The sequence below is a fragment of the Amycolatopsis sp. ATCC 39116 genome, assembly GCF_000231075.2.
In the GTDB taxonomy this organism is placed as follows: Bacteria; Actinomycetota; Actinomycetes; order Mycobacteriales; family Pseudonocardiaceae; genus Amycolatopsis_E; species Amycolatopsis_E tucumanensis.
Map to the genome: position 1 here is coordinate 1 of NZ_AFWY03000092.1, position 13,983 is coordinate 13,983.

At 71.2% G+C, this 13,983-nt stretch carries 10 protein-coding genes and 1 pseudogene; 2 read left to right on the forward strand and 9 right to left on the reverse strand.

Going from position 1 to position 13,983, the window contains the following annotated elements:
- Positions 1-2,549 (reverse strand): preprotein translocase subunit SecA (secA, locus tag AMY39116_RS0340845; protein WP_020423365.1); only part of this gene is annotated, 2,549 nt, incomplete at its 3' end.
- Between the two features lie 198 nt (positions 2,550-2,747).
- Complete coding sequence (gene hpf, locus AMY39116_RS0340850; protein WP_020423366.1) at positions 2,748-3,434, reverse strand: ribosome hibernation-promoting factor, HPF/YfiA family; 687 nt, start codon at positions 3,432-3,434, stop codon at positions 2,748-2,750.
- Between the two features lie 678 nt (positions 3,435-4,112).
- Here hpf and AMY39116_RS0340855 point away from each other — a divergent pair.
- Positions 4,113-4,766: a ComF family protein gene (locus AMY39116_RS0340855; protein ID WP_027936675.1), complete on the forward strand. Its 654-nt coding sequence runs from the start codon at positions 4,113-4,115 to the stop codon at positions 4,764-4,766.
- Positions 4,767-5,216: 450 nt separating this feature from the next.
- On the opposite strand, the gene AMY39116_RS0340860 is transcribed toward AMY39116_RS0340855, so the two are convergent.
- The 7 genes from AMY39116_RS0340860 to ahcY form a co-directional block, all read right to left on the reverse strand.
- A complete protein-coding gene (locus tag AMY39116_RS0340860) occupies positions 5,217-6,962 on the reverse strand; it encodes an LpqB family beta-propeller domain-containing protein (RefSeq protein ID WP_020423368.1) in 1,746 nt (581 codons plus the stop codon).
- 508 nt (positions 6,963-7,470) lie between these two features.
- Positions 7,471-9,165 carry an MtrAB system histidine kinase MtrB gene (mtrB, locus tag AMY39116_RS0340865; RefSeq protein WP_235716327.1) on the reverse strand — a complete coding sequence of 565 codons (1,695 nt, stop codon included), beginning with the start codon at positions 9,163-9,165 and terminating at the stop codon, positions 7,471-7,473.
- 7 nt (positions 9,166-9,172) lie between these two features.
- Positions 9,173-9,850: an MtrAB system response regulator MtrA gene (mtrA, locus tag AMY39116_RS0340870; RefSeq protein ID WP_017984723.1), complete on the reverse strand. Its 678-nt coding sequence runs from the start codon at positions 9,848-9,850 to the stop codon at positions 9,173-9,175.
- 74 nt (positions 9,851-9,924) lie between these two features.
- Positions 9,925-10,572, reverse strand: coding sequence for a dTMP kinase (locus tag AMY39116_RS0340875; RefSeq protein WP_020423370.1), 648 nt, complete (start codon positions 10,570-10,572; stop codon positions 9,925-9,927).
- Between the two features lie 23 nt (positions 10,573-10,595).
- Positions 10,596-11,042 carry a type II toxin-antitoxin system VapC family toxin gene (locus AMY39116_RS0340880; RefSeq protein ID WP_231960733.1) on the reverse strand — a complete coding sequence of 149 codons (447 nt, stop codon included), beginning with the start codon at positions 11,040-11,042 and terminating at the stop codon, positions 10,596-10,598.
- Positions 11,039-11,317: a toxin-antitoxin system HicB family antitoxin gene (locus AMY39116_RS0340885; RefSeq protein ID WP_228685083.1), complete on the reverse strand. Its 279-nt coding sequence runs from the start codon at positions 11,315-11,317 to the stop codon at positions 11,039-11,041. Before AMY39116_RS0340885 ends, AMY39116_RS0340880 begins: the two co-directional genes overlap by 4 nt.
- Before the next feature lie 67 nt (positions 11,318-11,384).
- Complete coding sequence (gene ahcY / locus AMY39116_RS0340890) at positions 11,385-12,857, reverse strand: adenosylhomocysteinase (RefSeq protein WP_017984727.1); 1,473 nt, start codon at positions 12,855-12,857, stop codon at positions 11,385-11,387.
- Between the two features lie 86 nt (positions 12,858-12,943).
- Between ahcY and AMY39116_RS0340895 the strand changes: the two are divergent.
- Positions 12,944-13,983 (forward strand): annotated as a pseudogene (locus AMY39116_RS0340895) (hypothetical protein); the annotation flags it as partial.

The window sequence follows — 13,983 nt, forward strand, 5'->3', positions numbered from 1 at the left end:
CCCGCCGCCGCGGGCGCGGCCGCGGCCGGAGCCGCCGCCTCCTGCGGCTGCGCCGCCTCGACCTGCAGGTTGAACAGGAAGCCGACGGCCTCCTCCTTCAGCGAGTCCAGCATGGCGTTGAACATGTCGAAGCCCTCGCGCTGGTACTCGATCAGCGGGTCGCGCTGCGCCATGGCCCGCAGGCCGATGCCCTCCTTGAGGTAGTCCATCTCGTAGAGGTGCTCACGCCACTTGCGGTCCAGCACCGAGAGCAGCACCTGCCGCTCCAGCTGCCGCATCGCGCCCTCGCCGACCCGCCCGTCGATGTCGGCCTCGCGCCGGGCGTAGGCGGCCTTCGCGTCCTCGACCAGCGCGTCCCGGAGCACCTCGGCGCTGAGGTCCTCGTGCTCCTCCATCAGGTCTTCCCAGTTCAGCGACACCGGGTAGAGCTGCTTGAGCGCGGTCCACAGCTTCTCGTGGTCCCAGTCCTCGGCGTAGCCCTCGGCCGTGGCGCCATCGACGTACGCGGTGAGCACGTCGACCAGCATGTGCTGCATCTGCTCGGAGAGGTCCTCGCCCTCGAGGACGCGGCGGCGCTCGGCGTAGATCACCTTGCGCTGCTGGTTCATGACCTCGTCGTACTTGAGGACGTTCTTGCGGATCTCCATGTTCTGCTGCTCGACCTGCGTCTGAGCGCTCTTGATGGCCCGCGAGACCATCTTGTGCTCGATCGGCATGTCGTCGGGCAGCCGCATGGTCGTCATGACCCGCTCGACCATCACCGCGTTGAACCGGCGCATCAGCTCGTCACCGAGCGACAGGTAGAACCGCGACTCGCCGGGGTCGCCCTGACGGCCGGAGCGGCCGCGCAGCTGGTTGTCGATGCGGCGGGACTCGTGCCGCTCGGTGCCCAGCACGTACAGGCCGCCGGCCTCGCGGACCTCCTCGGCCTCCGCCTTGACCTCGGCCTTGACCTCTTCGAGCACCTTCGGCCACAGGGCCTCGTACTCGGCGGAGTTCTCGACCGGGTCCAGGCCGCGCTCGCGCAGCCGCTCGTCGGCGATGATGTCCGGGTTGCCGCCCAGCACGATGTCCGTACCGCGGCCGGCCATGTTGGTCGCGACCGTGACGGCGCCCTTGCGGCCGGCACGCGCGATGATCAGCGCTTCCCGGTCGTGGTACTTCGCGTTCAGCACCTCGTGCGGCACGTTCAGCTTGACCAGCAGCTTCGACAGGTACTCGGACTTCTCGACGCTGGTGGTGCCGACCAGCACGGGCTGGCCCTTGGCGTGCCGCTCGGCGATGTCCTCGGCGACCGCCTCGAACTTCGCCTCCTCGGTCTTGTAGATCAGGTCCGGCTGGTCCTTCCGGACCATCGGCCGGTTGGTCGGGATCGGCACCACACCCAGCTTGTAGGTCTGGTGGAACTCCGCGGCCTCGGTCTCGGCGGTACCGGTCATGCCGGCGAGGCGGTCGTAGAGGCGGAAGTAGTTCTGCAGCGTGATCGTGGCGAGCGTCTGGTTCTCCGCCTTGATCTCGACGCCTTCCTTGGCCTCGATCGCCTGGTGCATGCCCTCGTTGTAGCGGCGGCCGGCCAGGATGCGGCCGGTGAACTCGTCGACGATCAGGACCTCGCCGTTGCGGACGATGTAGTCCTTGTCGCGCTTGTACAGCTCCTTGGCCTTGAGCGCGTTGTTCAGGTAGCCGACCAGCGGCGTGTTCGCCGACTCGTACAGGTTGTCGATGCCGAGCTGGTCCTCGATGAAGGCGACACCCTTTTCGGTGACACCGACGGTCCGCTTGCGCTCGTCGACCTCGTAGTGGGTGTCGCGCTTCATCAGCGGCGCCATGCGGGCGAACTCGACGTACCAGCGGGCCGACTGCTCGGCCGGGCCGGAGATGATCAGCGGCGTCCTGGCCTCGTCGATCAGGATCGAGTCGACCTCGTCGACGATGGCGAAGTTGTGGCCGCGCTGGACGCAGTCGTCCAGGCTCCACGCCATGTTGTCGCGCAGGTAGTCGAAGCCGAACTCGTTGTTCGTGCCGTAGGTGATGTCGGCGTGGTAGGCCTTGCGGCGCTCCGTCGGCGTCATCTCGGACAGGATCGCGCCGACCTCGAGACCGAGGAAGCGGTGCACGCGGCCCATCCACTCCGAGTCGCGCTTGGCGAGGTAGTCGTTGGTGGTGACGACGTGGACGCCCTTGCCGGAGATCGCGTTCAGGTACACCGGCAGGACCGAGGTCAGGGTCTTGCCCTCACCGGTCTTCATCTCGGCGACCTGGCCGAGGTGCAGCGCCGCGCCACCCATCAGCTGGACGTCGTAGGGGCGCTGGCCGAGCACCCGCAGGGCGGCCTCGCGGGCCACCGCGAACGCCTCGGGCAGCAGGTCGTCCAGCGACTCGCCGTCCCCGCCGTCGTGCCGCTCGCGGAACTCGGCGGTCTTGCCGCGCAGCTCGTCGTCGGTGAGGTCCTTCACCTCGTCTTCGAGGGTGTTGATGTGTTCGGCGATGTTGCGCAGCCGCTTGATCATCTTGCCCTCGCCCGCACGCAGCAGGCGGTTGAGAACCATCCGGTCGACCTCACTAGCTGTTGGGACGCACCCAGGCTCAGTCCCTGGACCGCGCCGTGTCCGACACCTCTCCGACCCGTGGTGCGGGTCGTGCGCACCCTCCATCGTAGGGAAGGAGCGCGCGTCGGCGCACGCAACGTGCGAACATGCGCGAAACGGCCCGCGCGCTCCTCGCGCGCGGGCCGTTCGCAGACGCCGCTAGTGGTCGAGGCGGATCACGCCGTAGGCGAAGCCCTTGCGCCGGTAGACGACGCTGGGGACGCCGGCCTCGACGTCGTTGAAGAGGTAGAAGTCGTGTCCGACCAGCTCCATCTCGGAGAGGGCCTGGTCGATGGTCATGGGTTTGGCGGAGTGGTGCTTCTCCCGGACGATCCGGCCGGGGAGGTGTTCGGCGGCTTCGTCGTCCCATCGCTGCTGGGTGGGCAGCTCGATGTCCTCCGGGAGTGCCGTGCCGACCTCTTCGGCCACGGGCGCCGGCGCCTCGAGCACTGCGGTCGACGCGCGGCCGGTGGCCGGCGTCGCTCCCGCGGCGACGGCGCTCGACGTCGCTTCGGCGACGGATTCCGGACAGCGGCGCCCGTAGTGGACGCGCCGGCGGTCGTGCATCTTGCGAAGGCGGTTCTCGAGCTTGTTGAGAGCGGTGTCGAGGGCGGCGTAGAAGTCCCCCGCGGTGGCCTCGGCCCGGACGACCGGGCCCTTGCCCCGGCCGGTGATCTCCACCCGCTGGCAGTTCTTCAGCTGCCTGCGGTTGGGCTCGTGGAAGAGCTCGACCTCGTAGCGGAAGACCTTCTTGTCGTAGCGCTCCAGGCGCTCGAGCTTGTCACCGACGTGTGTGCGGTAGTGATCCGGCACCTCGACGTTACGGCCTTTGACGACGATTTCCATACACGACCTCCCTCATTGCGGAATGAGTTCGAGAGCTCTCCTGATGGATCGGCGCCGACGCCGCTCCCGCCCGACCGGTCTGATGGCAGAACCGGGGGTCAATCTTCCGTCGGCGCCAGGGTCATCGGCTGTTCACCTCCCTGCCGGCGGGACTTGCTATAGCGCAGCACGCTAGCGCGGTAACGCGGATCACAAAACCCCCCGAGCCGGGGGATGTCACGGATCGGGAACCGGTGACGGTGCGCGTCCGAACCCGTCCGGGCGCGCTGACCTGCTGCTCCGTTCGGAGCAGGACGCGAGACCGGTTTTCACCTTGACATTGCGCCGTTTTCCGGCGTCCAGCCCCGTGGGTGACGGAACCACGCTCCGGCCGCAGCACTCCCCTGGACGCTTGCGGGTGAGCCGCTCCGCCGTTCCAGGGCCTCATGTCCCGACAACGGCCGGGGACCGCCTCGCGTTCCCGGCGAGGTGCGCCCGAGTGGGTGACAGAGGCAGGATTCCTTGCCACACAAAGAAGAAACTTGAACGCCGATCAGTTGCGGTTGGACGGAGCGCCGGGTCTGCGCGCTGCCGGAAGCCGCCTCGTCGACGGGCTCCGGTTGGTCCATTTGATCTAATCACCGGCCGTCCGGGGCTGCGGCGTCCGAAACTGTCGGTGCCCGTCCGCACACTCTCCGCATGAACATCGCATTGGATCTGCTCCTACCCGCCCTGTGCGCCGCATGCGGGGTCGCCGGCGCCGCCTGCTGCGCGGCCTGCCTGCTCGAACTCGCGCGCCCGCACCCGGCTCCGCGCGGCTCGGCCGGGGTGCCGGTCTACGCGCTGGCGGCCTACGAGGGCACCGCACGGCGTCTCGTGCTGGCCTACAAGGAACGCGGCCGCCGGGACCTGGCCGATCCGCTGGGGCGGGCGCTGGCCGCGGCGGTGCCCCACCTCCCCGAGGCCAGGGCGGCGCCGGACGGGACGTGGTGGCTGGTCCCAGCCCCGTCGCGCCGGTCGGCATCGCGGCGGCGGGGTGGCGCGCACCTGCTCCGCCTGGCCCGGCGGTGCGCCGTGCACCTGGCCCGTGCCGGGCACGCGGCCGCCGTCGCCCCGGCGCTGTGGTTGTCGTCCCGGGCCCGCGACGCGGTGGGGCTCGACCGCGACCAGCGCGCGGAGAACCTCGCCGGCCGCCTCCGGCTCGACCCGCGGGGCCACCCACCGCCCGGCGTGCCGGTCGTCCTGCTGGACGACGTGACCACCACGGGCGCGACGATCGCCGCCTGCACTCGCACACTCGCCGCCGGAGGCTGGGAGGTGAGCACAGCACTGGTGCTGACCGCCGCCGGCTGACCCGGCGCCCCCGGGGCTCGCTGTCGCACACCCAAGGATCCGCCGGAGTAGGACGGCGAGCCGTCACCACCCGGTCGCCCTGACAGCTACCGGGTGCCCCGCGGCCCTCCGCCGCCGGAGCTCGCTACCGCGCGCCCGCAGGTCCCCCGGGGTACAACGGCGAGGCGCCGCCGCCCAGTCGTCCTCACGGCCGCCGGGTGACCCGGAACCATCCGCCGCCGCGGCTCGCTACCTCGCGCCTGCAGAACCGCCGAGGTACAACGGCGAGGCGCCGCCACCCGGTCGTCCTCACGGCCGCCGGGTGCCCCGGGCCCTTCCGCCACCGCGGCTCGCTGCCGCACGCCCACAGACCCCCGGAGTAAACGGCCAGCCCTCGCCGCCCGGCCACCCTCACCACCACCGGACGCCCCGGCACCCCCCACCGCCGGAGGTCGCTGTCGCGCCCGGAGGTCAGCCCGGGTAGAACGGCGACGCATTGCCGCCGAAGCTGTGCGGGTGCGGGCGCCACACTTCGCCGACGTCGGAGGCCGTCCACAGGCCGCCGTCGTCCGCGACGACGATCGACCGGCCGGGTGCGGCGGTGATGGCGTGGACCGGCAGCGTCAGGTTCGAGATGTTGAACGGGTCCAGCCGGAGCCCGTCGATCGGGATCTTGACCACCGGCTGCGACGGCATGGTCGTGGCGGCGACCAGCGCGTCCTGGCTGAGCCAGTCGACGTCCACGACCCCGCCCAGGGTGCCGCCCTGCAGGATCCGCGGCGCCCGCAGCGTCACCGAGTCCTGGGTGCGCACCACCGACGCCACGAGCAACTGCCCGCCCGCGACCACCGCGGCCCGCGCGCCGTCGCGGGACAACCGCAGCACACTGATCGGACCGACCTGGAGGATCTCATCGGCGTTCACCACCTGCGGCACCCAGCTGCCGTCCGGCGTCCGCAGCGCGCGGACCACCGTCTGCCCGTCCACCACGGTCCACACCTCACCGGAACCGTCCGCGGTGGCCGTGGGCCGCCAGGTCGGCCGGGTCATCGTCGCGCCCGCGAGGTCGACGGCGGCCGCGTCCTTGCCGAACTGACCGACCCGCAGCCGCTGCCGTCCGTCGGCGTACTCGACGATCGCCAGCTGACGCCCGTCGATCGACTGGGCCGCGCTCGCCACCTGGTAGCCGCTGCCCTGGCCGGCCGGGCCGGAGATCAGCGAACCGTCACCGAGCGAGCGCACCCGCCCGTTCACGGTCACCAGCCCGGGCTGGTCCGCGCTCGGCGAAGCCAGCGCCGTGTAGGACGGCAGATCGCTCGGCACCCAGTCCTCGTGCCCGTCCACCAGCGGGGCGCCGTCGGACAACAGCCGCACTCGGTTCGTGGTCACCGACTGCAGCGACAGCACGATCTGCGCGGCGATCAGCCGCCGCACGTCCGCGGTCTGATCGGCCACGCCGGTCAGCGGGACGACGAGCGCACCGTCCGGCGCGGTGGTCACGTTGCCCTCGGTGTTCGCATCCTCGGGAAGGAGGTTCCGCACCGCGCCGACCAGGCTCGTCGACGGCCCGGCCAGCAGCAGCCCGACCACGCGCCCGGCGAGGCCGGTCTGCGGTTTGCCCGCCACGTACCGCAGGTCGGGCACCACGGTGTTGGAGTCCTGCGCGAAGAAGAACGCCTGCACCCGCACGTAGTTCGCGGTGAAGTCGCTGTAGGGCATCACGAGGTTCGGCGGCGGGTTCGTGATCCGCCACTGCCCGTCGGACTGGCGCCGCACCAGCAGCTTCAGCTCGACCGGCGTGCGCAGCGAGATGAACGCGCCGTCCTCACGCAGCGTGCCGAGGCCGGTGCCGCGCAGCACGACGTTGACCTCGTTCGGGTTCGCCGTCGTGTCCGCGCCGGTGGCCGGGACGGTCGCGAACACGTCGTCGATGATCGTGATGACCTTGCCGGGCGCCCACGCCTTGGCCGCGCCCTCGTCGAGGTACATGCGCGCGGCGGCGTTGTTGCTGATCGGCTGGGCGCTCGCGCGGACGAAGTCGCGGACGACGGTCAGCGCGTCCAGGTCCTTCGCCGGCTGCGGCACGTCCGGGTTGACCGGCTGCCCCAGCTCCTGCTGCGGCACGGCGACGGGCTGCGATTCCTCGGGCACGTTCGCACACCCCGCGGCGAGCACGAGGCAGGCGAACAAGGCGAACAGCCGCGACAGGACCCTCACACGCCCTCCCGTACGGACAGCCGCGCCCATCCCGCCAGCGGGAGCCGCGATTCGGGCAGAACCGCGCTCAACGAGCGACCGGCACCGAGAACAGCTCCACCGAAGGAGGGACACACCCCGGGAACGGATGCGCTCAAGGAGCGCCCCTGCCCGGACAGAGCTGCGCTCAGGGAGCGACGCGCCCCGGGCAGGGCCACGCCCAAAGACCGCCCCACACCGGGCAGGGCCGCGCCCAAAGAGCGGCCGCCGCGCGCCCGGCCGGCCCGCAGCCGAACAGCAGCGCTCACGGCACCGACGCCACGCGCCCGATCGGAACGCAGCCGAACAGCAGCGCTCACGGAGCCAACGCCACGCCCCTGGCCGGCACACAGCCGAACCGCAGCACTCACGGAGCCACCGCCACGCGGCCGGCCGGAACGCAGCGGACCAGCAGCACTCGCGGGGCCAACGCCGTGCACCACCTGGCATCGCGGGCTGGGGCGCTTGAGCGGCGTCGCGTGCGGCTCACTCATGCGTCCTCCTTGCGCATCTCGCCGATCGTGATCGTGTACTCGGTCGGCAGGCCGATCTGCAGGTGCCCGTTGGTCGCCGGGGCGTCGTCCGGGACCAGCGGTAGCGGGCTCTCCTCGAAGGGCTCGTCCTGCTTGCGCGGCAGCGTCAGCCGGAAGCACGCGCCCTGCCCAGGCGCGCCCCACGCCTCCAGCTGGCCGCCGTGCAGGCGGGCGTCCTCGTGGCTGATCGCCAGCCCCAGGCCGGTGCCGCCGGTGCGGCGGTTGCGGGACGGGTCCGCGCGCCAGAACCGGTTGAACACCAGGTCGGCCTCCCCGGGCCGCAGGCCGACGCCGTGGTCCCGCACCGTGATCGCGACCGCGTGCTCGTTCGCCGCCAGCGTGAGCCGCACCGGGTTGCCCTCGCTGTGGTCGACCGCGTTGGCCAGCAGGTTGCGCAGGATCCGCTCGACGCGGCGGGCGTCGATCTCGGCGAGCGTCTCCTCCTCGGGCAGCTCCAGCTCGATCTCGGTCTCCGCGTTGCCCGCGATCACCCGCACCTGCTCCACCGCGCGCCGCGCGATCGAAGACACGTCGATGAACTCCGCGGCCAGCTCCTCGACACCGGCGTCCAGCCTGCTGATCTCCAGCAGGTCGCCGAGCAGGGCCTCAAACCGGTCCAGCTCGTCGACCAGCAACTCGGTGGAGCGGGCCAGCCCGGCGGGGAACTGCTCGCGCGAGGCGTGCAGCACGTCCGCCGCCATCCGCACCGTCGTCAACGGGGTCCGCAGCTCGTGCGACACGTCCGAGGTGAACCGGCGCTGCAGCGTGCCGAACTCCTCCAGCTGCCGGATCTGGTGCTGGATGCTCGCGGCCATCTCGTTGTAGGACACGGCGAGCTTCGACAGGTCGTCCTCGCCCGTGACCGGCAGGCGTTCGTCCAGCTCACCGCCCGCGAACCGGGCGGCGGCCGCCGCGGCCTGCCGGACCGGGCGCACGACCTGCCGGGTGACCAGGTTCGCGATGCCGGCCAGCAGCACGAGCAACACGAGACCACCGACCAGCAGCGTGTTCTGCACGGTCTGGACCGTGTTCTGCTCCGCGGTCATCGGGAACAGCAGGTACAGCTGGATCGGGCGGCCGGTGCTGGTGACCGGCGCGCCGACGATCAGGTGCGTGGTTCGGGTGCCGTCCGCGTCGGTGTCGGTGTTGATCTGCCAGGCGACCTGGTTGTTCTCGACGAACCGCTGCAGGCCGTCCGGCACCTTCGTGATCGGCCCGGCCGAGTCGGTCGAGTCCTCCCCGCCCGCGGTCAGCACCGGCTCGAACGCGCCCGCCGCCGACGCCGCCGTGCCCTGGTCCTCCGACGAGCTGCTGGTGATCTTCTTCAGCGCGTTCTGCAGCCGGTCGGCCAGCGCGTCCTGGTCGCTGATGCCGACCAGCTCGTTCTCCGCCGTGCGCACGACCTGCAGGGTCTGCGCGACGGCGGCCTGCCGCTTGGTGTCGGTGAGGCGCTGCGTGATCTGGTTCTGCAGCACCATGCCCAGCACAAGACCGACCGCCGACGACAGGGCGAGCGTCGACACGGTCACCTTGAACTGCAGCGACCGCCGCCACAGCACGCCGAACGCGACCGCGCGGCCACGGGCGTAGGCGCCCGCGCGGGGGGCCAGTCGCAGCACCGCGCGGACGAAGGCCAGGACTCTTCGCTTCATGTGTCTGTTACGGCGGGCCCGCCTTGTAGCCGACGCCGCGCACGGTCAGGACGACCTCGGGGTGCTCGGGGTCCTTCTCGACCTTCGAGCGCAGCCGCTGCACGTGCACGTTGACCAGGCGGGTGTCGGCCGCGTGCCGGTAGCCCCAGACCTGCTCGAGCAGGACCTCGCGGGTGAACACCTGGCGGGGCTTGCGGGCCAGCGCGACCAGCAGGTCGAACTCCAGCGGGGTGAGCGGGATGGCCTTGCCCTCCCGGGTCACCTCGTGACCGGGCACGTCGATGGTCAGGTCACCGATCGTGAGCGTCTCGGCAGGCTCGGCCTCGGTGCGCCGCAGGCGGGCGCGCACACGCGCGACCAGCTCCTTCGGCTTGAACGGCTTGACCACGTAGTCGTCGGCGCCGGACTCCAGGCCCAGCACGATGTCGACCGTGTCGCTCTTCGCGGTGAGCATGACGATCGGCACGCCCGACTCGGCCCGGATCGCCTTGCAGACGTCGATGCCGTTCATGCCGGGGAGCATCAGGTCGAGCAGCACGAGATCGGGCTTCAGCTCCCGCAGGGCGGGCAGCGCCCGGGAGCCGTCCGCCACCACCGCGGTGTCGAACCCCTCGCCGCGCAGCACGATGGTGAGCATCTCCGCGAGAGCGGGGTCGTCGTCGACGACCAACACACGTGCCTTCATGACCACATATTCGCACTACGGAGACCGTTCGTGACGTCCGACCCTGCGAACACGTCACGAACTGAGCACACCGATTAGCCCGGATGGACCAGCCGGGTGACGAGGGCGGCGTGGTCGACCCCCGCCGCGCCGTCGACGACGTGCCATCCGGACAACCAGGACGCGGCGGCGAGCTCGTCGTAGACGGCCGCGCAGCGGGACTGGAGGTCGTCGTCGGACTCGAACGCGTCCTTGGCCCGGCCGGCATCGGTCGAGGCCCGCTGCTCGGCCCGCTCGGCGGCGACGGCGGGCGGGACGCGCAGCAGGATCTGCGCGTCCGGCAGCGGCAGGCCGAAGCGGTCGATCTCGATCTCGCGGACCCAGCGGACGAACTCGCCGTCGGCGTGCTGCCGCAGGCGGGCCGCACCGTAGGCGGCGTTGGAGGCGACGTACCGGTCGAGCAGCACGACGTCGTGGGTGTCGAGGCCGGCGCGGATCTCGGGAGCGGCCTCGCGGCGGTCGAGGGCGTAGAGCAGGCCCATGCCGTAGACGGAGTCGGTGAGGTCGCCGTGGCGGCGGTGCAGGCCCTCGTGGATGAGATCGGCGTGCACGCTGCGGCCGTAGCGGGGGAAGGCGAGCGTGGTGACCGTGCGGCCCTGGTCGTGCAGCGCCTTGGTGAGACCGTCGGTCAGGGTGCGCTTGCCCGCACCGTCGAGCCCCTCGATGACCACCAGCTTGCCCACGGGCCCAGGCTATCCGGCGGCGGTCAGCGCACTTCGAGGCCGTGCGCCTTGGCGGCGTCGGCCTGCCGCTGGTCGCGGGTGACCATCACGACCGGTTCCCCATCGGCCAGGCCAGCCGTGTCGTGCAGCGCGACGGCCAGGTGGATCGCGTCGAGCGTGCGGAGCGAGTGGTGGTCGGACACCAGCCGGTACGCCGCCGGCATGATCACCTGGGGCACGAGCGGCACGAGGCTCAACGCGCCGTCACCACCGGCTTCGGCGTCGAAGCGCGCGAGCGCGAGCTTGGCGTCGCGGATCCGGCCGTTGTTCCACGCGGTCGCCATCGCACTGGCGAACTCGACCCTGGTCAGCTCGCTCGTGAGCACCAGGTCTTCGTTGTCGAGGAGCAACTCGATCATCTGCTCGTGCTCCGGCTCGTCGGGGAGGAACGCCCGGACCACCGCGCTCGTGTCGGCGTAGAGGACCGTCACCACTCGCCCCGCGTCCAGTCGAGAGCCTCGCTGACGGAGGTCCCGCTACCCCTGAGAGCCTCGTCCAGTTGCGCGCGGGTGGGCACCGGGCCGTCGGGCGCGAACGCGACGAGCTTGCCGTCGGCGAGCAGGCGCTGCTTGCGTTCCCGGCGGGACTCCGGCCGGTCGACCGCGGCCTTCAGGATTTCGGTCACGAACTCGTTGACGCTGCGCCCCTCGGCCTCGGCTTTCGCCTTCACCCTGGCGTGCAAGTCGTCGTCAAGACGCGTGATCATCTGCCGCATACTGAGATGCTATCACAGGCGGCAACCCATGATAGCACCCCAGTGCGGCAGAGCGCGGTCAGTAGCGGTAGTGCTCCGACTTGAACGGGCCCTCGACGTCGACGTCGATGTACTCGGCCTGCTCCTTCGTCAGCTTGGTCAGCTCGCCACCGAGGGCCTGGAGGTGGATGCGCGCCACCTTTTCGTCCAGCTTCTTCGGCAGGCGGTACACCTCCTTGTCGTACTCCTCGTGCTTGGTGAACAGCTCGATCTGCGCGATGACCTGGTTGGAGAAGGAGTTCGACATCACGAAGCTGGGGTGCCCGGTCGCGTTGCCCAGGTTCAGCAGCCGGCCCTCGGACAGCACCAGCACGCTGTGGCCGTCCGGGAAGACCCACTCGTCGACCTGCGGCTTGATGTTGATGCGGCGAATACCGGGGTAGCGGGCGAGCCCGGCCATGTCGATCTCGTTGTCGAAGTGGCCGATGTTGCCCACGATCGTCTGGTGCTTCATCCGGGCCATGTGCTCGGCCATCACCACGTCCTTGTTGCCGGTCGTGGTGATCACGATGTCGGCCTCGGGCAGCGCCGACTCCAGCGTCTTGACCTGGTAGCCGTCCATCGCCGCCTGCAGCGCGCAGATCGGGTCGATCTCGGTGACGATCACCCGCGCGCCCTGGCCGGACAGCGACTCCGCCGCGCCCTTGCCGACGTCGCCGTAACCGCAGACCACCGCGACCTTGCCGCCGATCAGCACGTCCGTGCCGCGGTTGATGCCGTCGATCAGCGAGTGCCGGATGCCATAGCGGTTGTCGAACTTCGACTTGGTCACCGAGTCGTTGACGTTGATCGCCGGGAACAGCAGCTCACCCGCCGCCGCCAGCTGGTACAGCCGCAGCACACCGGTGGTGGTCTCCTCGGTCACCCCGCGCACGCCCTGGCCGATCCGGGTCCACTTCTGGCCGTCCGCGGCCAGCGACGCCCGCAGCAGCTCCAGCACGACCTTCCACTCGTCGGAGTCGTTGTCGTCGGGCTGCGGCACCACCCCGGCCGCCTCGTACTGGGTGCCCTTGTGCACCAGCAGCGTCGCGTCGCCACCGTCGTCGAGGATCATGTTCGGACCCTCGCCGTCCCAGGTCAGCATCCGCTCGGTGCACCACCAGTACTCCTCCAGCGACTCGCCCTTCCAGGCGAACACCGGCACACCCTGCGGCGCCTCCGGAGTGCCGTGCGGGCCCACCACGACCGCGGCCGCCGCGTGGTCCTGCGTGGAGAAGATGTTGCAGGACGCCCAGCGCACTTCGGCGCCGAGCGAGACCAGCGTCTCGATCAGCACCGCCGTCTGCACCGTCATGTGCAGCGAACCCGACACCCGCGCACCACGCAGAGGGTTCACCTCCGCGTACTCACGGCGCAGCGCCATCAGCCCCGGCATCTCGTGCTCGGCCAGCCGGATCTCCTTGCGGCCGAACTCGGCCAGCTCCAGATCCGCGACGGCGAATTCCACCCCGTTGCGGGTGTCGTGCCACTTCGCAACGCTTTCGGGGGTCATAGCGGCATTTCCTCCAACGATCGACTCCACCTGAACAGTACCGTTGTCCGTTCATCGCGGAACACCCGGAAAAGGAGACAGCCGACGTGCCGCTTCCTGGTCCCGACACCCGAGTGGTCGAACTACGCGTGCCGGGCCTGTCCGGCACCAGCGGCGAAGAGCTGCTGGACGCGGCCGGCACGGTGGAAGTCGCCGGGGACGGTATGGGCCGGGTGATCCGCCCGTCGGACCGGCTGCGGCGCCCCGCGCCCGGCCCGGTGCTGCAGGCTCTCGGCCGCTCGGTCCCCCGCACGCTCGAGGGCTACCTGTGGAGCGGCATGACCTCCGGGGGCGCCACGAAAGCGGCGTGGGCGCTGCTGTTCCCGTTCTCGCTGGCCAACGTGGCGCACTGGATGCTGCCGCCGGTGCCGGACGGCAGCCGCGCGGCGGCCGTGCTCGGCGGGCTGTGCCGGGGCGTGCTGCGGATCGCCGCGCTGCTGCTGACGATGCTGCTCGTCGCGCAGGTCGCGGTCATCACGCTGGATCTGTTCGCCGCGCAGTGCCTTGCGCCCGGCCGCCGCTGCCTGACCTGGCTGCCGGACTGGCTGCGCGACGTCGAGCAGGTCCGCCTGACGGCGGGGCTGCTGCCGGCCGCGCTGGTGGTGCTCGTGCTGTACCGGGTGTCCGGCACGAACTGGACCGTCCGGGCGCACACCCCGCCGCCGCCCGGCGACACGCTGCCCGGTGACGTGCTGCGCGGCGACACCGATTCGCCCGTGCTGCGCTCCGTGCACACCCTCGCGGCGCTGAGCACCGTCGCGCTGCTCGCCGTCGGCGGGCCGCTGCACGTGCCCGGCGACGTCTTCGGGCGGCTGCTGTGGGCCGCGTCGCTGGTCCTCACCGGGGTCGCGCTCGTCACGTCGGCCTCCGGAGTGCGGGACCTGCCGCGGTGGGCGCGCGGCGGGCTGCTGTGGGTGGCGGTGGCGCTGCTCGTCGCGGTCGGGGTGCGCGGCGCCGTCCCCACCGGATCGGACGCGACCGCGGAAGGCGTCGGCGCGGCGCTGCTCGGCGCGTGGCTGGTGTTCGCGTTGCTGCTGGTCCCGGCGGCGCTGCTGGCGCGGCGGACGTGGCGCGAGCTGCCGAAGCG